The sequence below is a fragment of the Caldovatus sediminis genome (genome assembly GCF_014644455.1).
Lineage (GTDB): Bacteria > Pseudomonadota > Alphaproteobacteria > Acetobacterales > Acetobacteraceae > Caldovatus > Caldovatus sediminis.
Window position 1 is genome coordinate 301,645 of record NZ_BMKS01000005.1, and the last position, 19,021, is coordinate 320,665.

19 protein-coding genes are annotated in these 19,021 nt (G+C 77.5%); 9 read left to right on the forward strand and 10 right to left on the reverse strand.

The window, feature by feature from the left end:
• Nucleotides 1-12: 12 nt before the first annotated feature.
• The 8 genes from IEX99_RS10840 to IEX99_RS10875 all read right to left on the reverse strand — a co-directional run bounded on the left by IEX99_RS10840 (nt 13) and on the right by IEX99_RS10875 (nt 8,390).
• Entirely contained in the window at nt 13-2,028 is a 2,016-nt protein-coding gene (locus IEX99_RS10840) for a DNA/RNA helicase domain-containing protein (RefSeq protein ID WP_188900043.1), read from the reverse strand.
• Nucleotides 2,025-2,918, reverse strand: a complete 894-nt coding sequence (locus tag IEX99_RS10845) for a DMT family transporter (RefSeq protein WP_229677940.1) — start codon at nt 2,916-2,918, stop codon at nt 2,025-2,027. Before IEX99_RS10845 ends, IEX99_RS10840 begins: the two co-directional genes overlap by 4 nt.
• 4 nt (nt 2,919-2,922) lie before the next feature.
• Nucleotides 2,923-3,390 (reverse strand): IS1096 element passenger TnpR family protein, encoded by a 468-nt coding sequence (locus IEX99_RS10850; protein ID WP_188900044.1) that lies wholly within the window; start codon nt 3,388-3,390, stop codon nt 2,923-2,925.
• Between the two features lie 66 nt (nt 3,391-3,456).
• A complete protein-coding gene (locus IEX99_RS10855; protein ID WP_188900045.1) occupies nt 3,457-4,626 on the reverse strand; it encodes a GNAT family N-acetyltransferase in 1,170 nt (389 codons plus the stop codon).
• Between the two features lie 67 nt (nt 4,627-4,693).
• On the reverse strand, nt 4,694-5,449 hold the full coding sequence (locus tag IEX99_RS10860; protein WP_188900046.1) for a hypothetical protein: 756 nt from the start codon (nt 5,447-5,449) through the stop codon (nt 4,694-4,696).
• A complete protein-coding gene (locus IEX99_RS10865; protein ID WP_188900047.1) occupies nt 5,446-6,195 on the reverse strand; it encodes a MarR family winged helix-turn-helix transcriptional regulator in 750 nt (249 codons plus the stop codon). The genes IEX99_RS10860 and IEX99_RS10865 overlap by 4 nt, the downstream gene beginning before the upstream one ends.
• Nucleotides 6,196-6,284: 89 nt before the next feature.
• Nucleotides 6,285-6,758, reverse strand: coding sequence for a RidA family protein (locus tag IEX99_RS10870; protein ID WP_188900048.1), 474 nt, complete (start codon nt 6,756-6,758; stop codon nt 6,285-6,287).
• Between the two features lie 45 nt (nt 6,759-6,803).
• Entirely contained in the window at nt 6,804-8,390 is a 1,587-nt protein-coding gene (locus IEX99_RS10875) for a TSCPD domain-containing protein (RefSeq protein WP_188900049.1), read from the reverse strand.
• 178 nt (nt 8,391-8,568) lie between these two features.
• Between IEX99_RS10875 and IEX99_RS10880 the strand changes: the two genes are divergently transcribed.
• The 4 genes from IEX99_RS10880 to IEX99_RS10895 are packed head-to-tail and all read left to right on the forward strand — an operon-like array spanning nt 8,569 to nt 10,131.
• Complete coding sequence (locus IEX99_RS10880; RefSeq protein WP_188900051.1) at nt 8,569-8,925, forward strand: NADH:ubiquinone oxidoreductase subunit NDUFA12; 357 nt, start codon at nt 8,569-8,571, stop codon at nt 8,923-8,925.
• Nucleotides 8,926-8,935: 10 nt separating this feature from the next.
• A complete protein-coding gene (gene mlaD / locus IEX99_RS10885) occupies nt 8,936-9,469 on the forward strand; it encodes an outer membrane lipid asymmetry maintenance protein MlaD (RefSeq protein WP_188900052.1) in 534 nt (177 codons plus the stop codon).
• Entirely contained in the window at nt 9,466-9,708 is a 243-nt protein-coding gene (locus IEX99_RS10890) for a hypothetical protein (RefSeq protein ID WP_188900054.1), read from the forward strand. Before mlaD ends, IEX99_RS10890 begins: the two co-directional genes overlap by 4 nt.
• A gap of 36 nt (nt 9,709-9,744) precedes the next feature.
• Entirely contained in the window at nt 9,745-10,131 is a 387-nt protein-coding gene (locus IEX99_RS10895; RefSeq protein WP_229677941.1) for a DUF2155 domain-containing protein, read from the forward strand.
• A 434-nt stretch (nt 10,132-10,565) separates the two neighbouring features.
• On the opposite strand, the gene IEX99_RS10900 is transcribed toward IEX99_RS10895, so the two are convergent.
• Entirely contained in the window at nt 10,566-11,174 is a 609-nt protein-coding gene (locus IEX99_RS10900) for a CDP-alcohol phosphatidyltransferase family protein (RefSeq protein WP_188900058.1), read from the reverse strand.
• Between the two features lie 189 nt (nt 11,175-11,363).
• On the opposite strand from IEX99_RS10900, the gene IEX99_RS10905 reads away from it, so the two are divergent.
• Nucleotides 11,364-13,952 (forward strand): MMPL family transporter, encoded by a 2,589-nt coding sequence (locus tag IEX99_RS10905; RefSeq protein ID WP_188900060.1) that lies wholly within the window; start codon nt 11,364-11,366, stop codon nt 13,950-13,952.
• Between the two features lie 21 nt (nt 13,953-13,973).
• Here the strand turns inward: IEX99_RS10905 and mntR are convergent, their stop codons facing one another.
• Nucleotides 13,974-14,453, reverse strand: coding sequence for a manganese-binding transcriptional regulator MntR (gene mntR / locus IEX99_RS10910; protein WP_188900062.1), 480 nt, complete (start codon nt 14,451-14,453; stop codon nt 13,974-13,976).
• A 286-nt stretch (nt 14,454-14,739) separates the two neighbouring features.
• On the opposite strand from mntR, the gene IEX99_RS10915 reads away from it, so the two are divergent.
• The 4 genes from IEX99_RS10915 to IEX99_RS10930 are packed head-to-tail and all read left to right on the forward strand — an operon-like array spanning nt 14,740 to nt 18,753.
• Entirely contained in the window at nt 14,740-15,615 is an 876-nt protein-coding gene (locus tag IEX99_RS10915; RefSeq protein WP_229677942.1) for a metal ABC transporter solute-binding protein, Zn/Mn family, read from the forward strand.
• Complete coding sequence (locus tag IEX99_RS10920; protein WP_229677943.1) at nt 15,612-16,442, forward strand: metal ABC transporter ATP-binding protein; 831 nt, start codon at nt 15,612-15,614, stop codon at nt 16,440-16,442. The genes IEX99_RS10915 and IEX99_RS10920 overlap by 4 nt, the downstream gene beginning before the upstream one ends.
• Entirely contained in the window at nt 16,439-17,785 is a 1,347-nt protein-coding gene (locus IEX99_RS10925) for a metal ABC transporter permease (RefSeq protein ID WP_188900064.1), read from the forward strand. The genes IEX99_RS10920 and IEX99_RS10925 overlap by 4 nt, the downstream gene beginning before the upstream one ends.
• Nucleotides 17,782-18,753, forward strand: a complete 972-nt coding sequence (locus IEX99_RS10930) for a metal ABC transporter permease (RefSeq protein ID WP_188900066.1) — start codon at nt 17,782-17,784, stop codon at nt 18,751-18,753. Before IEX99_RS10925 ends, IEX99_RS10930 begins: the two co-directional genes overlap by 4 nt.
• Nucleotides 18,754-19,021 lie beyond the last annotated feature (268 nt).

Below are 19,021 nucleotides of genomic sequence, written 5' to 3' on the forward strand. Positions count from 1 at the left end.
GAGAGGGGCGACTCAGACGAGGGACCGGGCGGGCGCGCGCGCTTCGTGCCCCGGGCCGGGGGCCGCGTCCAGCGGGCGCGCGCCGCAGGCGAGGAGGAACGCGGCGACGGCGTCCATCTCCGCCGCCGGGCGGGTGCGGTCGTGCCAGGGATCCTCCGCCGGCGAGCCGCGCGGCACCCAGATCACCGTCTCGTAGCGCGCGCGGGTCAGCAGCACGCGGTAGGTGTTGCGGATGAAGCGCCGCTCCTCCTCGCCCCGCACCACCTGCCAGCGGTCGCCGGCGAAGCGGCGCGCCTGCCAGCCCGCTTCCGTGCGCAGGAAGTCGCCGCCCCAGGCGAGGCCGACCAGGTCCAGCTCCAGCCCCTGGCAGTCGTACTCGGTGGCGTAGGTCTCCAGCGCCTCCGAACTGCGCACGTCCGGCCAGCGGTTGAGGAACCAGTCCGCCACCTCCGGCACCTGCACGCCGAGCCCCTCGGCGCGCAGCCGCTTCGCCCCGGCCGAGGCGACCAGCCCGGCGCGCCGCAGCCCGCGGGCGAGGGCGCGCAGCCCCGCCCGCGCCGCGGCGAGGTCGCGGGTGAGGAGGAAGGGCACGCCGCCCGCCTCCCGCGCGATCGCGCGCGCCGCCGCCGCGTCGCCCCGCAGCACCGCGTCCACCCAGGGGGCGCCCGCGGCGTCGCGGATGCTGCGCACCGGCACGGCGAGGTCGAGGTCGTCGTCGAAGGTCAGCCACGGCGCCGGCCCGTCCGCCAGACGCTGCGTCGGCTCCGTCGCTTCCGCCACGCGCCGGGCCGCCACCGCCCGCCAGCGCGGGTCGGCGGCGATGACGCGGCCCCATTCGGCGAGGCCGGCCTCGCCGGTGTTGATCTCCTGCCCGTTGCCGATCAGCGCCACGATCACCGCCCATCCCGCGCGCCGCCCCATGATCTCCAGCGTGTGCGCCGGCTCGCTCATGGTCAGCCGGCTCGCGCGGCGCTGCGTGTCGCGCGTCGCCTGGCGCGCGTCCCAGGCCCGCTGCGCCTCGTCGAAGACGATGACGCGCTCCTCGGGGACGTGGTCCGGGCGGACGACGTAGTGCTCCAGGAAGCGGTGCACGTTCTGCAGCGCCGTGCGCGTCCGGCCGCGCGCGGCGGAGAGCGCCCTGCCGCCCTCGGGCGCCGCGTCGCGCGCCAGCGCCTCGCGCAGCACCGCCACCAGGGGCACGTTGCCGGTGAGGAAGGCGGCGCCGTGCTCGCGCAGCGCGCCGAACACGACGTTCAGCCCGCAGAGCGTCTTGCCCGCGCCGGGGATGCCGGTGACGAAGACGATGCTCCGCGCCCCCTCCGCCCGCGCGGCGCCGATGGCGCGGGCGATGGCGGCGGCGGTGCGGGTCAGGTTCGGCGCGTCGGCGCGGGCGGCGGCGATCTCCGCCACCGAGTTGCGGCGCCAGAGCAGCGTCGCCGCCTCCAGCACCGTCGGCACGGGGCGGTAGGGCGCGGCCTCCCAGGCGAGGGGATCGAGCGGGCGCGGGGGCGGGCCGATCGCCGCCTGCACCGCCGCGATCAGCGCGCCGAGCCCGGCGCCGTTCGCGCGCAGCACCGGCGCGACGCCGTGCCAGAGCAGCGGCGGGTCGAAGCGCGGCGGGTCCGGCGCCTCGGTCGCCACCAGCACCGGCACCACGGGATGGGCGCGGCTGCCGGCGTGGAAGTCGTGCAGGTCGAGCGCGTAGTCCTCCGCCTGGCGCAGGTCGGCGGCGGCGAAGCCGCGGGCGCCGTGCTTGAACTCCAGCACGAGGATCGCGCGGTCGGTCAGCAGCACCGCGTCCGCGCGCCTCTCCAGGCGCAGCAGGTCGTATTCCAGCAGCACGCGCCAGCCTTCGGGCGCCCCGGCGAGGGCGGCCTGCAGCAGCCGCGCCCCGGCCTCCCAGGCGTTGCGCTGCGCCAGCTCCAGCGTGGCGTGGCGCGCGGCCTGCGCGAAGGCGAGCCGCGCCGCCACGTCCCGCGGCGGCAGGGCCAGCAGTTCCGGCACGGACAGCGAGAGCCACGCCCTCATCTCCGCCGCGTCTCCCCCCTCCGCGGCCAGGTCGCCAGCAGCACGCTCCCCAGCATCAGCGCGAACCCCGCCGCGTGCACGCCCGTGAACGCCTCCCCGAGCAGCGTGACCGCCACCGCCGCCGCCGTCGCCGGCAGGAAGGCGGTGAACACCCCCGCGACGCTCGCCGGCGCCCGCCGCAGCCCCGCATACCACAGCAGCAGGCAGAGCACGCTCGCCGTCAGCGAATGGAACGCCAGCAGGCCGGCGAGGCGCGGCTCCGCCAGCGCCGCCACGGCCTCGACCCCGGGCAGGGCCAGCGGCAGCAGCATCGCCGCGCTCAGCGCCTGCATCCAGAGCGAGGCGGTCACCACCGGCAGCCGCCCGGCGAGGCGCTTGGCCAGCAGCACGTAGACCGCCTCGCCGCACACGCCGGCGAAGACGAGCGCGTTGCCGAGGACCGAGCCCGCCGTCCCCGCCGTCCCGACCCGCGCCAGCGTGATTGCCGCCATGCCGCCGGCGGCGAGCGCCACCGCCGCCCATTGCCGCGGCGACAGCCGCTCGCGCAGCCAGAGCGCCGAGCCGATGCCGACCACCGCCGGCAGCGTCGCCAGCACCAGGCCGCCCTCGAGCGCCGTCGTCAGCCGCAGCCCCGCGAGCAGGCCGACATTGTAGAGCACCGTGCCGAAGGCCGCCTGCAGCGCGAGGTTGCGCAGCGCCGCCCGGTCCGGCCGCACCGGCCCGTCCATCGCCCGCGCCAGCGGCCACAGCACGAGGCAGGCGAGCGCGCAGCGCAGGCAGGCGATCAGCGGGATCGGCAGCGCCTCCGCCAGCAGCTTCGCCACCGCGACGTTGGCGCCGACCAGCGCCATCGCCGCGGCGAGCTGGAGGTAGGCGGGAAGGAGCGGCACGACCTCAGGCGTCGCCGCGCCCGCTCTCCTCCTCGTCCCGCGCGGGGTAGTGCGGCGGCGCCGCGCCGGCGCGGGCGACGATCCTCGGATGCCGGGTCCGGGGCGCCCCTCGGCCGCTCCCGGTCATCGCGGGGCGGCACAGCCACGCGTCGCCGCAGTCGCAGGGGAAGGCCATGCGGTGGCCGATCCTCGGGAACGCCTCGGCGACCGTGGTCTTCCCCGCGCTTCCCGCGTCGCCGTCGCCGCCCTCCCCGTCGGCGAACAGCGCGTATGTCGGCCGCGCCCTCGTCAGCGTGCGCACCGTCCGCCCGCTGGAGAAGCCGAAGGCGTGGTCGCAATCGCAGCCGAAGGCGCGGCTGACGGCCTCGGCCGGCCGGTGGAGCGAGCGGTCGCCGGGAATCGCGATCTCCCGGAAGATCCCCGGATCGTCGGCGAGCGCCACACGAAGACTCTGCGTGCCGGTTCCCGCCATCCCGCTGTCCTCCTCCTGCCCGCGCCCATCAGAGCAGGCGGCGGCGATCCGGGCCAGCCGGTTCCGCTACGCCGCCTCCTCGCCCTCCCTGCGGAAGGGCGAGAGGGTCGCGAGGGCGGCGATCTCCTCCTCCATCGCCGGCCGCTCGCGGGCGAGGAACTCGGCCACGCCGCGCCGCAGCCCCGGATGCGCGATCCAGTGCGCGGACCAGGTCGGCACCGGCAGGTAGCCGCGCTGGATCTTGTGCTCGCCCTGCGCCCCGGCCTCGACGCGCGGGATGCGGTGCGCGATCGCGAACTCGATGGCGCGGTAGTAGCAGAGCTCGAAGTGCAGGAAGGGCAGCTCCACGAGGCTGCCCCAGTTGCGCCCGTAGAGCGCCTCGCGCCCGAGCAGGTTGAGCGCGCCGGCGACCGGCTCGCCGTCCCGCTCGGCCACCATCAGCACCACGGCGTCGCCCAGGCGCTCGCCGAGCATCGGCCAGAACTGCGGCGTCAGGTAGGCGCTGCGGCCCCACTTCCTGTCCGTGGTGCTGCGGTAGAAGCGGTGGAAGGCGGCCCAGTGCCGCGGCGTGATCTCGTGCCCGCGCAGGGTGCGCAGGACGAGGCCGGAAGCCGCCGCTTCGCGCCGCTCGCGCCGGATCGCCTTGCGCTTGCGGCTGGAGAGCGCGCCGAGGAAGTCGTCGAAGCTGGCGTAGCCGGCGTTGTGCCAGTGGAACTGCACGCCGATCCGGCGCAGCCACCCGGCCTCGCCGAGCGCGGTCCACTCGCCCTCCGTGCAGAAGGTCACGTGCACGGAGGAGGTGCCGAGCCCGCGGCAGGCCTGCACCAGCCCCTCGGCCAGGGCGGCGACCGGCACGCCGCAGCCGGGCCGCACCAGCAGCCGGGGCCCGGGGACCGGGCTGAAGGGCACGCAGACCTGGAGTTTCGGATAGTAGCGGCCGCCCGCGCGCTCCAGCGCCTCCGCCCAGGCGTAGTCGAAGACGTATTCGCCGCGGGAATGGCTCTTCGCGTAGCAGGGCGCGCAGGCGACGAGCCGGCCCGTCGCGTCGCGCAGCGCCGCGTGCTGCGGCATCCAGCCGGCGCGCGCGGTGGCCGAGCCGGAGTCCTCGAGCGCGGCGAGGAACGCATGGGAGACGAACGGGTTGTCCCCGCCGGCGCAGGCATCCCACTCGGCGGCGGGGATGTCGGCGATGCGGGGGTGCAGCGAGAGCGACAGGGCGGCGGCGCCGTCGGGCATCGGCCCAGCATGTCGGCCCGGCCGGGCGGCGCGCAAGCGCCCGGCCCCGCCGTCCCGCGCGGCCCTGCTATTCGATCCGCCCCGGCAGCGTCAGCCCGCCCGAGGCCACGTCGAACACCCGCGCCACGCAGAGCAGCGGGGCGTGCAGGTTGGCGTTCACGCGCAGCCCGGCGGTGACGCCGTCGAAGGCGACGCCGCGCGTCTCCGCCGCGACGCTCGCGCGCGGCACCCGCACCTCCACGCTGCGCCCGCCGATGGCCGGCCGATGCCCCGGGCTGTCGAGCAGGATGGGGAGCCCCGGCCAGGTCGGCGGCAGGCGCGGCCGCGTCCCCTCCGGGATGTCGCGCACCTTCAGCGCGCCGGGGCCGCAGGCCTCGTCGGGCACCAGGACGACCCAGTGGCTGTGCCACACGCCGCCGTCGTTGTTCGGATCGCCGTCGCCGTTCTCGTCGTCGCGCGGCGTGTCGTCGAAATCGGGATGCGAGGTGGCGGCGAGGGCGAGGATGCCCTGGCCCGGCTCGAATCCCGCCGCGGCGCTGTCGAGCCGCGTCGGCCAGACATAGGCGAAGACCTCGGCGCCCTGCAGGCGGCCGGTCGGGGTCGGCGCGACGGCGCCGGCGCGGTCGGCGACCCGCATGCGGAAGACGAGGTGGTCGCGCTCGGTGCGGATCTCGGTGCGGACGATGTCGAAGGCGGGCTCGACCCGGGCGCCGCCCGGCCCGCCGGGCGGGCTCTCGATGCGGCCGGCGCCGTGCGCCTGCGCGGCGCCGGCGCCTGCCAGGCAGGCCAGGGCGAGGACGGTGGTGCGGAAGGGGCCGGTCATGGGTCGTGGTCGCTCCTCGCGCGCGCGGCGGATGGGCGGGGCCGCGACGTTCCGCCCTCCGCCGCGAGGCGGGGCGTCGCGCTGCCGTGCGGGGCGCCGCCGGCGTCGAAGCGGCGCCAGGTCTGCCCGGCGAGTTCGGGCGGCGCCGCGGCATGATCGGCGCAGTCCACGCGCAGCGCGGCGTCGCCGAAGGGCGCGCCGACGAGGTCGCAGCGGTGCGGCGCCGCGGGATCGTCGTAGAGGTGCGGGCGGAAGTAGCGGCAGGTGACGCAGACGCGCGCCGGCGCGATCGCGCCGCGGAGCTGGAGCCCGCGGATCATCTTGACCACCAGGCGCAGCAGCGCCGCCTGGTCGGCGGGCGACAGCGCCGCCGCCGCCTCGGCCAGCAGCGCCGGGGCATCGCCGGCGGCGCGCGCGGCCTCCGCCCCCTCCGCCGTGAGGGCGAGGCCGAGGGCGCGGCCGTCGCGCGGATCGGGCCGCTTGGCGACCAGCCCCTTGCGCGCGAGCGCCGAGAGCGCGTCCGAGGCGGTGGCGCGGGTGATGCCGAGCTGCTCCGCCACCTCGCCGGGCCGGAGCCGGGCGGGCTCCGCCGCCCGCGCGGCGAGCAGGCCGAGGATCTGCGCCTGGGTCGCGGTCAGCCCATGCGCCTCGGCCAGGCGCCACTGCCCCGCGCGCAGGGCGACGGAGAGCCGGGCGAGGCCGGCGGCGATCCGGGTGGGCAGCGGCTCCGGGGCGGCGGCGGGCATGGGGCGATTATACGTAGGACTCCTAATCACTCAAGCGCGAAAGGCGGCGCGCGGCGGAGGCCGCGCGCCTCCGCGCCGTCCGCCGGCGCTCAGCCGATCTCGAACATCCCCTCGACCTCGACCGCCGCGTCGAGCGGCAGGGAGGGCACGCCGACCGTCGTGCGGGCGTGCCGCCCCACGGCCTCGCCGAAGATCTCCACCGCCGCGTCCGAGGCGCCGTTCATCACCTGCGCGTGCTGCGTGAATTCCGCCGTGCAGGCGATGAAGCCGCCGAGCCGCACCACGCGGCGCACCCGGTCGAGATCGCCGCCGCAGGCCGCCCTGAGCTGGGCGACGAGGTTGAGGAAGCTGGCCCGCGCCGCCTCGCGCCCCTGTTCGAGCGTGACGCCGGCGCCGAGCTTGCCGGTCGCGACCAGCGCGCCGCCGCGCAGCGGGAGCTGGCCGGAGATCACGACCAGGTTCCCGGTCACGCCGTAGGGCACGTAGTTGGCGATCGGCGCCGCCGCCTCGGGCAGGCTGATGCCGAGCTCGCGCAGGCGGGCCTCGATGCGTCCGGCGGCCATGGGTCGTCCTCCTCCCGTTCGCGGCGACAGGCGGCGAGGAGTGGATCAGCCCCCGACGACGCGCAACCCCCGCGCGGGCCGCCGCCGCCCCGTCCGCGCCGGCGCGGACCGCGCCGGCAGCTCCAGCGGCAGCAGCGGCAGGGTCTGCTGCGCGGCGCTGCCGAGCGCGTCGGGCGCGCAGTCCTCCTCGCTCGGCTGCGGCAGGTCGCGCCGGCCGAGATAGTCCATCGCCAGGCGCCGGAAGATCCAGTCGAGGAAGGAGGTCGCGCGCGGGATGTCCGGGTCGCCCTCCACCGCCCCGGCGGGGCCGAAGCGGGTGTAGGCGTAGGCCTCGACATAGTCGGCGAGCGGCACGCCGCGCGCGAGGCCGAGGCTGACCGACTGCGCCAGCGCGTCCATCAGGCTGCGGAAGGCGGCGCCCTCCTTGGAGAGGGTGACGGCGATCTCCACCAGCCCGCCCTCGGCGTCCTCGGTGGTGCGGAGCGCGACGCGGTGGCCGCCGACGCTGACCCGCCAGGTGACGCCGTTGCGGCGGGTCGCGGCGGCGGCCGGGCGCGGCGCGGCTGGCGGCACGGGCAGCGGCGCCGGCTCGGGCCGCGGCACCGCGACGGGCGCCGGCGGATCGGCGTGCAGGAAGGGTCCGACCGCCTCCTCCATCGCCCGCCGCGCCTCCGGCCCGACCGGGGCGAGCAGCGCCGCCGCGCGGGCGGGGCCGATGCGGCGCGCGGCCAGGGTCGGCCGCTCGGCGAGGGCGCCGGTCGCGGGATCCCGGCCGAGCCGGGTGGCGCCGGCGGCGGGGGCCAGCCCGCCGGTCTCGGCGCCGAGCAGCGCCTCGACCGCGTCCGGCGGCGCCAGCGCGACCAGCGCGGCGTGGCGCCGCCCGGGCGCGGCCGCGGCCGCGTCCAGCGCCGCGCGCGCCGCCTCGGCGAGGCCCGGCACGCCCGGCGTCGCCGCGGGCGGGGCCGGCCAGAACAGCGCCACCGGCTCCAGCGCCCCATGCCGCGCGGCGAGCCGGCCCGACTCGGCCTCCGCCGCGCCCCGGGTGAGCGCGGCGACGGCCGCGGCCGCGTTCCGCCCCTCCGCCGAGTCGTAGGCGAGCCCCAGCCCGGCGAGCAGCCCGGCGAGGTCCGCGAAGCCCAGCCGCAGCCGCCGCGCCTTGCCGCCGGCGAGGAGGTCGAGCGCCCGCACCCCGACCGCGACCGCGCCGGCATAGGCGGCGGCGTCGAAGCCCCCGCCCTCCGCGTCGAGGAAGGCGGGCAGGTTCAGCACGAAGCGCGGCTCGGCCCGCGCGTCGTGCCGCCACACCTCGGCGCCGGGCGCGCCGCGGCGGGCGAGCAGCAGGGCACGCAGCGCCTGGGCGAGGGATTCGGCCTCCGCCGCATCGGCCAGCAGGCCGAGGCGGCGGCCGCGCGCGACGAGGCGCCGGATCCACCCCTCCGCCAGCCCGGGCAGCGAGACCGGACCGCCCCCCTCCGGGGCGAGCGCGGCCAGGGCGGCGGCGGCGGTGCCGTCCTCGTCCTGCCAGGCCGCCGGCAGCGCCACCGGGCGCGGCGGCGCGTCCGGATCGGCGCCCGCGCGCACGCGGCGCAGCGCGACCCCCTCCCACAAGGTTCCGGCGATGCGTCGTGCCATGGGGCGATGCTACGGGGCGAATCGGGGGGCGGGGAAGCCGCATCTCGCGTCCGCCTCGCGGCGGGACCGCAATATCTAGTGGATCCGTCCGGCCCGCCCCCGGCTTTGCGCCGGCGTCGCCGGTGTGCGAATGTCCGCCGCCCTCACGAACACCCGATCGGACCCCGGACGCCCTTCCATGTCCCTCCTGCTGCGCCTGACCTCCGCACTCTCCGGGCGGCGGGTCGGCACCGACCGCTTCGGCAACGCCTACTACGAGTCGCGCCGGCTCCATCCCACCGACCGCCTGCCGCGCCGCTGGGTGGTCTATGCCGGCCGCCCGGAGGCCTCGGCGGTGCCGCCCGAGTGGTGGGGCTGGCTGCACCACACGACCGACGCGCCGCTGCCCGAGACGCCGCTCTATCCCTGGCAGAAGGACCACCGGCCGAACCTGACCGGAACGCCGCAGGCCTACCGCCCCTCGGGCCACGACTATGTCGGCGGCCGCCGCCGGCCGACGAGCGGGGACTACGAGGCCTGGACGCCGGGCCAATGAGGCGCCGGCGGTGAGGAGGCGCAACCTCGCGGAGGTCGCGGCCGGCGCGGTCGTGCTGGCGGTGGCGGCGGCCTTCCTCGCCTATGCCGTGCTGCACTCCGGGCGTGCCGGCCCGGTCTTCGGCGGCGAGACGCAGACCCTGCGCGCGCGCTTCGACCGGATCGACGGCGTCGCCCCGGGGACCGACGTGCGCATCGCCGGCGTCAGGATCGGCAGCGTGGCGGACGCCCGGATCGATCCGCAGACCTTCCTTGCCGTGCTGACGCTGCGGATCGACGCGTCGCTGCGCCTGCCGGACGACACCTCGGCGGAGATCACCACCGAGGGGCTGTTCGGAGGCCGCTACGTCGCGCTGGTGCCGGGCGGATCGGAGCGGATCCTCCGCGACGGCGAGGAGATCACGATCACCCAGTCGGCGGTGAACCTGGAATCCCTGCTCGGCCGCTTCATCTTCTCGGCGACGGAGATGAGCCAGGGCAACCGACAGCAGCCGCAGCAGCCGCAGGAGGGGGGTGGCGCGCCGGCGCCGACGCCTTCGCGATGAGCCGCGACGCCCTGCGTCCTCCCGCCGAGTGGCCCGGCGCCGACGGCGCGCCGATCGCCTGCCGCGAGAAGCTCAAGGTGCTCGAGGAGAACCACCGCGAGGCGGCGCAGGTGCTGCGCGACGCCTTCGAGGACGCGGTGCTGATGGGCGTGGACGAGGCGGCGATGCGGCGCATCCTGACCGACCTCGTCGCCGCCCTGCCCAGCCCGAAGCGGCCCGGCCCGGACCGGCGCGGCTGAATGCGGCGCGGCGGCGGCAGGCGGGGAACGTCCCCGGTGGCGCGCGGGCGCGGCGCGCTCCGCATCACGGCGGCCGCGACGCTCGCCCTGGCGGCGGCGCGGGGGGATGCGGCGGCGCAGGACTGGGTGCCCCGCGCCACCGCGCAGCTCCAGGCGCTCGACAAGGTGACGGCGCGCGTCTCGGTGTTCGAGGCGCGGGTCGGCGAGCCGGCGCGCTTCGACACCCTCACCATCGTCGTCCGCGCCTGCCACGCGCGGCCGCCGGAGGAGGTGCCGGACGCCGCCGCCTGGATGGAGATCGCCGACAGCCGCGCGCCCGCGGGCAGCCCGCCCGCCTTCCGCGGCTGGATGTTCGCCAACGCCCCGGGCGTGCACATGCTGGAGCACCCCGTGTACGACATCCGCGTCCTGGCCTGCCGGTAGGCCGCGGGTGCAGCGGCGGCGCACGGTCCGCACCGCGCAGGGGACGACATGGCGTGACAGGGATGATCCGGCCCTGCCGCATCGCGGCCTCCCCCGGCGGCCGGCCCGCCCGGCCGGGCGGCCCGATCGGGGGCCGGCCGGCCGCGGACCAGCCGGCGGAGGATTCCGGCTTCGCGCCGTTCTCGCCCCGGTGGAGGCGATCCTGGCGGGGCCGGTGCGCGGCCGGGCGCGCGCTCCGCGATCGCCGCGGCTGGAGGGTCGGAGCTGCCGCCGCGTGCGGGCGTTCGGCGGGAGCGGGGCATCCGCTCGATGACCCCGACCGTTCCGGGCGGGGGCATGCCGCCCTTCCCGGAGGAAACGAAGGCGCCGCGCCCGTCCCCGGGGCGAGGCGGGTCCTCGATGTGCCCGGCGGCGCGGGCGCGCGCGGGGCGTCCTCAAGAGCGGCGCTGTCCGGCGCGCTCCTCGGTCCGCCGCCCGGCCCGCAGGGCGAGCCAGACGGAGGCCAGCGGCGTGATCACCGCGGCGGCCACGAGCATCGGGGCCGCGGCCCCGGTCCAGACGAACACCGGCACCAGGACCAGCGCGTCGTCCGGGTCGACAACGACGCCGGGCCGGAGCTGGTATCCGCGCGCCTCGGCGAGCCGGAGCCCGTGGATCTCCCAGAACATCACCCCGACCCCCGCGCCGGCGACCGCGCCGAGCAGCGGGCCGAGCGCGCCGAGCGTGTCCCAGAGCCCGATGCCGATCCCGAACAGCGCGAGCATGTTGCACAGGCAGTCGCCGACGATGTCGTACCAGTGCCCGAAGCGACTCGACCGGCCGGTCTGCCGCGCGAGCTCGCCGTCGGCCCGGTCGAGCAGCATGGACAGCACGAAGACGGCGCCGCCGATCGCCGGCCAGGGGCCGCCGGCGGCGAAGGCCGCCGCCGCCGCGAGGCCCGTGGCGACGCGCAGCGTGGTGAGGTGGTTCGGCGTGACGCGGGTGCGGGCGATGCGCCGAACCGCGGGCCGGACGATGCGATGGATGACGGTGTCCGTGCTCACCTGTGCTGCCTGCGCGCCCCCCCTCGGCGTGGCGGTGTCCGCCCGGCGCGCCGGCGCCCGGGGCCGCTGCCGGTCGGCGCGTGATTAGAACGGCGGTGGCCGCATGAGCAATTCGCCCCGGCGCTGCCCCGCCCGGCCGCCCGCTGGCACCCCGTTCCGCGCGTCCCGGGTCGCGGCGTGAGCGCCGGGATGCCCCTCGCCGGCCGGATCGTCGCGGCGAGCTGCCGCCGGCCGTGGCGCGCGCTGCTGCTCGGCCTGCTCCTCGGGGCGGCGGCGCTGCTCCACATCGGGCGCGACTTCGCCATCACCACCGACACGGCGGAGCTGCTCTCCCCCGACCTCGAGTGGCGGCGGCAGCGGGCCGCGTTCAACGCGGCCTTCCCCCGGCAGGCCGACACCATCGTCGCGGTGATCGACGCCGCGACGCCGGAACTGGCCGACGAGGCGGCCTCCGCGCTGGCGGCCCGGCTGCGGCAGGACGCGCGCCACGTCCGCTCCGTGCGGCTGCCGGAGGGCGGCCCCTTCTTCGAGCGCAACGGCCTGCTCCTGCTGCCGCTCGACGAGGTGCAGGCGGCGACCGAGCGGCTCATCGCGGCCCAGCCCGTCCTCGGGACGCTGGCGGCCGACCCCAGCCTCCGCGGCGTCATGACGAGCCTCTCGACCGCGCTCGAGGGCGTCCGCGGCGGCGAGGCGGCGCTGCGCGACCTCGAGCGCGCCATGACGGCCCTCGCGGAGGCCTTCGAGGCGGCGGCCGAGGGCCGGCCCGCCTTCTTCTCCTGGCGCCGGCTGATCGCCGACGCGCCGGCGGAGGCCGGTGACGCGCGCCGCATCCTGATCGTCCAGCCGGTGCTGGACTACGGGGCGCTCGCGCCGGGCGCGGCGGCGAGCGGGGCAATCCGCGCCGCGGCGCGGGAGCTGGGCCTCGGGCCTGCGCACGGCGTCCGCCTGCGCCTGACCGGCCCGGTGCCGCTGGCGGACGAGGAGTTCGCGACGCTCGTGGACGACGCGGCACTCACCATGGGGGCCATGGTCGCGTCGCTGCTGGTCGTGCTGTGGCTGGCGGTGCGCTCGCTGCGCTATCTCGCGGCGATCCTGCTCACGACGGCGCTCGGCCTGGTCGTCACCACGGGGGTGGGCCTGTTCGCCGTGGGCCGCCTCAACCTGATCTCGGTGGCCTTCATCCCGCTGTTCGTCGGGCTGGGCGTGGACTTCGGGATCCAGCTCGGCGTCCGCTGCCGCGCCGAGCGGCGGGCGCTGCCCCGGATCGAGGACGCGCTGGTGGCGAGCGGCATCGGGCTCGGCCGGCCGCTGACCCTGGCCGCGCTGGCGATCGCCGCGGGGTTCTTCGCCTTCCTGCCGACCCGCTTCACCGGCGTGTCGGAGCTCGGCGCGATCGCGGGCCTCGGCATGCTGATCGCGCTGGCGATGAGCCTGACGGTCCTGCCGGCGCTGCTGACGCTGCTCGATCCGCCGCCGGGCCGGCCGCTCGAGGGCGGCGGCCTCGCCCTGGCGGCGCCGGTCGTGGGGTGGCTGTGCCGGCACCGCCGGGCGGTGCTGCGGGCCGGGGCTGCCCTCGCGGCGGCCTCGATCGCGCTGCTGCCGATGCTGCGCTTCGACTCCGACCCGCTGAACCTGCGCAACCCGGAGGCGGAGTCGATGGCGACGCTCGCCGACCTGATGGCGGACCCCGATCGGACCCCGCACACCATCGACGTGCTAGCCCCCTCGCTCGCCGCGGCCGATGCCCTGGCCGGGCGCCTGGCGGCCCTGCCGGAGGTGTCGCGCGCGGTCACGCTGAGCAGCTTCATCCCCGCGCGGCAGGAGGAGAAGCTCGCCCTCATCGAGGACGCCGCCGCGCTGCTCGCCCTCACCCTCGACCCGGTCGAGGTCCGCGCGCCGCCCTCCGACGCCGAGGCGGCGGAGGCGCTCGCGCGGACCGCGGCGGAGCTGCGGCGCACGGCGGCCGCGGCGGACGCGCCGGGCGCCGCAGCGCGCGCGGCCCGCCGCCTCGCGGACGCGCTCGATCGTTTGGCGGAGGGCGCGCCGGAGCGGCGCCAGCGGGCGGCGCACGCGGTGCGCGACCCGCTCATGACGCTCCTGCGGCAGACGCGCACGGCGCTGGAGGCGGCGCCCGTCACCCGGGAGAGCCTGCCGCCCGAGCTGGTCGCGGACTGGGTCGCGGAGGACGGCCGCGCCCGGGTGCAGGTCTTCCCCCGCGAGGCGGGCGGCGGCGACGCCGCGCTGCGGCGCTTCGCCGCCGCCGTGCAGGCGGTCGCGCCCGCGGCGACCGGCACCCCGATCCTGACGCGCGAGGCCGGCGACACCGTCGTGCTCGCCTTCTTGCAGGCGGCGGCGCTGTCCGCCCTGGCGATCGCGGCCCTGTTGTGGGGGGCGCTCCGGCGCGGCCGCGACGTGGCGCTGGCGATGCTGCCGGTGCTGCTGGCCGGCCTGCTCACCCTCGCCACCTGCGTCGTCATCGGCCAGCCGCTGAACTTCGCTAACGTCATCGCGCTGCCGCTGCTGATCGGCATCGGGGTGGCGTTCAGCATCTACTTCGTGCTGGCCTGGCGCGCCGGGGAGACGGACCTGGTGCAGACCAGCCTGATGCGCGCGGTCGTGTTCAGCGCGCTGACGACCGCCACCGCCTTCGGGGCCCTCTGGCTGTCGAGCCATCCCGGCACGGCGAGCATGGGCAGACTGCTGATGATCGCCCTCGGCTGGGAGCTGGCGATCACGATCCTGTTCCGGCCGGTGCTGCTGGCGCGGCCGCGGGCGTGAGGCCGCCCCCCGGGCGCTGTGTCACCGGCCGGCGGCGGAGCCGCCGCTCGCGATGAACCGTTCGAAGGCGGCGAGCGTCTCCTCGCTCACGTGGTGCTCGATCCCCTCGGCGTCCGCCTCCGCCGCCTCCGGCGGGACGCCGATCGCGCGCAGGAAGGCGACCACGGTCTGGTGCCGCACCCGGACCCGCCGCGCCAGGGCGTGGCCGGCCTCGGTCAGGAACACGCCGCGATAGGGCTTGGCGTGGGCGAGGCCGTCCCGCTTCAGCCGGGCGATGGTCTTGATCGCCGTCGCGTGGGTCACGCCGAGGCGGCGCGCGATGTCGGTCGGCCGCGCCTCGCCCTCCCGCTCGAGCAGGTCGGCGATGATCTCGACGTAGTCCTCGGTCAGCGCGCTGGCGCGCGCCGAGCGCGCCGAGGCGTGGCGGGCCGCCTCGTCCGGCCGTCCCTCGGCCGCTTCGGCCGGTGCGGGGTCGGGGAAACTCAGGGCCTGCGGGTTCATGGCGTGAGGATAATGCGTTCGGGCCTCCGGGCCAATCTGTAGCCTATGCTTCATACTCGGGCTTGTGCGCGAGAATGCAGCCCATTAACTAGAACGGCGCCCGTGGCACATCCGTTCTCCGAGCGGACCGATGACGAGACCGATGCCCTGCCCCTCCGTCCCGGATCCCCGCCTTGGCCGCCGTGCGCTCGCCAGGCGCGCCGTCGGACTGCTCGCCGCCGGCGGTGGCCTCGCCGCCGCGGGCGCGTCGGCGCAGCCGTCGCGGCAGCGGCGCGGCCCCCTCGGCGTGCTGACGACGACCGCGATGATCGGCGACGTGGCGAGGGAGATCGGCGGCGAGCGGATCCGCCTCGAGGTGCTGATGGGGCCCGGCGTGGACCCGCACCTCTACCGGGCGACCCGCGAGGACATGGCGCGGATGCTGCGTGCCGACCTGGTCTTCTACAACGGCCTCGGCCTCGAGGGGAAAATGGCCGACGCCTTCGTCCGCATCGCGCGCAGCGGCAAGCCGGTCTATGCCGTCACCGAGCTGCTGCCCGAGGATCAGCTTCTCGAGCCCGAGGGGCTCGGCGGCGCCTACGACCCGCATGTCTGGATGGACCCGCGCGCCTGGTCGCGCGCCGCGGAGCTGATCGCCGACCGCCTCGCCCACCACGACCCGGCCGGCGCGGCGGACTACCGCCGCGGCCTCGCCGCGCTGCAGGAGCGCATGCGCACGCTCGACGCCTATGCCGAGCGCGCCGTCGCGACCATCCCGGAGGCCCAGCGCGTGCTGGTCACCGCGCACGACGCCTTCGGCTACTTCGGCCGCCGCTACGGCATCGAGGTGCTCGGCATCCAGGGCCTGTCCACCGAGTCCGAGGCGGGGGTGCGCCGCATCCAGGAGCTCGTCGCGCTGCTCGTCGAGCGCCGCGTCCCGGCGGTCTTCGTCGAGACCTCGGTTTCGGACCGCAACGTGCGCGCCCTCGTCGAGGGGGCGGCGGCGCGCGGCCACCGCGTCGTCGTCGGCGGCGAGCTGTTCTCCGACGCGATGGGCGAGCCCGGCACCTACGAGGGCACCTACATCGGCATGATCGACCACAACGTCACGACGATCGTGCGCGCCCTCGGCGGCGAGGCGCCGGAGCGCGGCTTCCAGGGCCGGCTGCGCGCACGGTCATGAACGACGCCGCGCCCGCCGCGATGCGCTCCCCGCCGGGGCCGCCGCAGGTCCCCGCGCTGGCGGTGCGGCACCTCTCGGTCGCCTACCACGAGCAGCCGGTGCTTTGGGACGTGTCCTGGGAGTCGCCGTCCTCGGGCCTCGCCGCGATCGTCGGGCCGAACGGCGCCGGCAAGTCCACGCTGCTCAAGGCCGTGCTCGGCCTGGTGCCGCGCCTGTCCGGCGAGGTGCGAGTCTTCGGCCGGCCGATCGCCGAGGCCCGGCGCCGCGTCGGCTACCTGCCGCAGCGCGCGAGCGTGGACTGGGACTTCCCGGCCACCGCGCTGCAGGTCGCGGCCATGGGGCGCTACCCGAGGGTCGGCTGGTTCCGCCCGCTGCCGCGCGCGGAGCGGGAGCGCGCCCGCGCCGCGCTCGCCGAGGTCGGCATGGCCGACTTCGCCGACCGCCAGATCGGCCAGCTCTCGGGCGGCCAGCAGCAGCGCGTCTTCCTCGCCCGCGCGCTGGCGCTCGAGGCCGACCTCTACCTGATGGACGAGCCCTTCGCCGGCGTGGACGCCGCGACCGAGCGCGCCATCGTCGAGGTGCTGCAGCGCCTGGCGGCGGAGGGGCGGATGGTGATCGCCGTCCACCACGACCTCGCCACCGCGCCGCAGTATTTCGGGCACGTCCTGCTGCTGAACGTGCGCGCCATCGCCGCCGGCCCGATGGCGACGACCTTCACGCCGGAGAACCTCGCGCGCACCTATGGCGGCCGGCTGTCGCTGCTGGAGCAGGCGGTGGCGGCGGCGCGGGCCGGCGGGGCGCGCGTCGCGGGACCCGCGGGCCCATGACCGGCGCGCTGCTCGACGCGCTGCTCTTCGCCGGCGGCTACAACGCGACCGTCGTCGCGCTGGGCTGCGCGGCCTTCGGGCTCGCGGCGGGTTCGCTCGGCTGCTTCGTGCTGCTGCGCGGCCGCGCGCTGATCGCCGACGCGGCGGCGCACGCCACCCTGCCCGGCGTGGCCGGGGCGTTCATCCTGGCCGCCCTCGCCGGGTGGGACGCGCGGTCGCTGCCGCTCCTGCTCGCGGGCGGGGCGATCAGCGCCGGCGCGGCGGTGCTGGCCGTCGGGGCGCTGACGCGGGGCGGGCGCATCCGCGACGACGCGGCGATGGCGCTGGTGCTCTCGATCGGCTTCGGCCTCGGCGTGGTGCTGGTCTCGGTGGTGCAGTCGCTGCCCGTGGGCGGGCAGGCCGGGCTGAAGTCGTTCATCCTCGGCCAGGCGGCGGGGATGAGCGCGTTCGACGCGCGGCTGATCGGCGGCCTCGCCGTGCTGTCGCTGCTGCTGGTGGCGCTGCTGTTCCGGCCGCTCGCGGCGCTCTGCTTCGACCGCGACTTCGCCGCCTCGGTCGGGCTGCCGGTGCGCGCCCTGGACCTCGCGCTGCTCGGCCTGATGCTCGCCGTCACCGTCGCCGGGCTGCGCGCGGTCGGGCTGATCCTGGTGGTCGGGCTGATGGTGATCCCGGCGGTGACGGCGCGCCTCGTCACCGAACGGCTCGGCGTGATGGTCGCCCTGGCGGGCGTGCTCGGCGCCGCCGCCGCGTGGCTCGGCGCCGGGCTCTCGGCGGCGGCGCCGAACCTGCCGACCGGCGCGACCATCGTGCTGGTGGCCTGCGCGATGTTCGTCCTGGCGCTGGTCGTCGCGCCGCGGCGCGGCGTGCTGGCCTTCGCATGGCGCCAGTTGCGGCTGTCCCTGGTGGTGGCGCGCGACCACGCGCTGCGCGCCGCCTTCGAGGCGGCCGAGCGGCAGCCGGCGGCCGGCGCCATCGGCTGGCCCGATCTCGGCCGCGGCGCCGGCTGGTCGGCCTGGCAGCGCGCCGTCCTGCCGCGGTGGCTGCGCTGGGCCGGGCTGGTCGCCGAGCGCCCGGAGGGCGGCGTGGCACTGACGCCGGCCGGCCTCGCCATGGCGCGCGAGCTGACGCGGCGGCACCGGCTCTGGGAGCACTACATGCAGTCCGCCGGTGGGCTGCCGCCCGAGGCGGCGCACCGCGCCGCCGACCAGGTGGAGCACACCCTGCCGCCCGAGGTCGCCATGGAGGCCGAGGCCTGGCTCCGCCGCCACGATCCGGCCCGGCTCCCGCCGGCGGGCGGCCTGATCCGACCGGGGGAGCCGGAGACGGAGCGCGGACCGCGATGACCGAGTTCCTGCAGCTCGACCTCGCCCCCCTGCTCGCGGCGACCCTCGCCTGCCTGGTGTGCGGCCTGATCGGCAACCTGCTGCTGCTGACGCGGCAGAGCCTGCTCGGCGACGCCATCAGCCACGCCGTGCTGCCCGGCATCGTCGTCGGCTTCTGGATCAGCGGCACGCGCGCGGCGCCGCCCCTGGTGGCCGGAGCGATGGCGGCCGCGATCGTGGCGGCGCTGCTGATCGCGCTGGTGCGGCGCCTGACGCGCCTCGAGCCCGGGGCGGTGATGGGCCTGGTGTTCTCGGGGATGTTCGCCCTCGGCATCGTGCTGATCGAGGTCACGGGCGCGCACGCCGTGGACCTCGATGTGGACTGCGTGCTGTACGGCCAGCTCGAGGCGCTGATCTGGCCGGCGGCGCAGGGGGCCGGCTCGCTGCTCGACCCCGCGGCGCTGGCGGAGTTCCCGGCCGAGGTGAAGACCCTGGCGGTGGTGCTGGCGCTGACCGTCGCGCTGCTCGCGCTCCTCTGGAAGGAGCTGCGGCTCGCGGCCTTCGATCCGGACTTCGCCCGGTCCATCGGCTTCGCGCCGCGGCCGCTGTCGCTGCTGGTGCTGGTGCTCGTCTCGGTCGCCTGCGTGGCGGCCTTCTGGGCGGTCGGCTCGATCCTGGTGATCGCCGCCCTGGTCGCGCCGGCGGCGATCGCGCGCGCGCTGACCGACAGCTACGCGCGGCAGTTCGCGCTGTCCGCCGCGGCGGCGGCGGTGATGGGCGCCGGCGGCTACTGGGTCGCGGCGCTGGCGCCGGAGGCGCTCGGGCTCGGCCACGGGCTGAACGCGGCCGGGATGATGGCCGTGGTGGCGGGCGTCATGCTCGCCGGCGCCGTCGTGTTCGGCCCGTTCGGGCCGGTGCGGCCGGGCGGACAACGGCGGCGGCGCGCGGCCGCGGCGCCCGTGCCGCGCCTGCCTGCCGCGGCCGGGTAGGGCGATCGCGGACGGCCGGAAACGGCCGGGCGCGCGAACCGGCGCGGCGAACAACGAGCGGGAGCCGGCGCGGCGGGCACGGCCGGTCGGAAACGGCTCTGGCGGCGCCGGGCGCGCGGGGGCGACGGATCGGCGGCCGGGGGCGCCGCGCGGCCCGCGCAGCCCTCCGCCCGGGGCCCCGGCGGGGCACCGCCGGTCCGGCGGGCGAACGGGAACCGCGCAGCGTCCGCAGGGTTCCGGTCCGGTCCGGCCCCACGCCCGGATGCCG

Coding starts and splice junctions, on each gene's coding strand:
- IEX99_RS10840 (WP_188900043.1), bottom strand. CDS start 2,028: ATGAGGGCGTGGCTCTCGCTGTCCGTGCCGGAACTGCTGGCCCTGCCG.
- IEX99_RS10850 (WP_188900044.1), bottom strand. CDS start 3,390: ATGGCGGGAACCGGCACGCAGAGTCTTCGTGTGGCGCTCGCCGACGAT.
- IEX99_RS10855 (WP_188900045.1), bottom strand. CDS start 4,626: ATGCCCGACGGCGCCGCCGCCCTGTCGCTCTCGCTGCACCCCCGCATC.
- IEX99_RS10860 (WP_188900046.1), bottom strand. CDS start 5,449: ATGACCGGCCCCTTCCGCACCACCGTCCTCGCCCTGGCCTGCCTGGCA.
- IEX99_RS10865 (WP_188900047.1), bottom strand. CDS start 6,195: ATGCCCGCCGCCGCCCCGGAGCCGCTGCCCACCCGGATCGCCGCCGGC.
- IEX99_RS10870 (WP_188900048.1), bottom strand. CDS start 6,758: ATGGCCGCCGGACGCATCGAGGCCCGCCTGCGCGAGCTCGGCATCAGC.
- IEX99_RS10875 (WP_188900049.1), bottom strand. CDS start 8,390: ATGGCACGACGCATCGCCGGAACCTTGTGGGAGGGGGTCGCGCTGCGC.
- IEX99_RS10880 (WP_188900051.1), top strand. CDS start 8,569: ATGTCCCTCCTGCTGCGCCTGACCTCCGCACTCTCCGGGCGGCGGGTC.
- IEX99_RS10890 (WP_188900054.1), top strand. CDS start 9,466: ATGAGCCGCGACGCCCTGCGTCCTCCCGCCGAGTGGCCCGGCGCCGAC.
- IEX99_RS10905 (WP_188900060.1), top strand. CDS start 11,364: ATGCCCCTCGCCGGCCGGATCGTCGCGGCGAGCTGCCGCCGGCCGTGG.
- mntR (WP_188900062.1), bottom strand. CDS start 14,453: ATGAACCCGCAGGCCCTGAGTTTCCCCGACCCCGCACCGGCCGAAGCG.
- IEX99_RS10920 (WP_229677943.1), top strand. CDS start 15,612: ATGAACGACGCCGCGCCCGCCGCGATGCGCTCCCCGCCGGGGCCGCCG.
- IEX99_RS10925 (WP_188900064.1), top strand. CDS start 16,439: ATGACCGGCGCGCTGCTCGACGCGCTGCTCTTCGCCGGCGGCTACAAC.
- IEX99_RS10930 (WP_188900066.1), top strand. CDS start 17,782: ATGACCGAGTTCCTGCAGCTCGACCTCGCCCCCCTGCTCGCGGCGACC.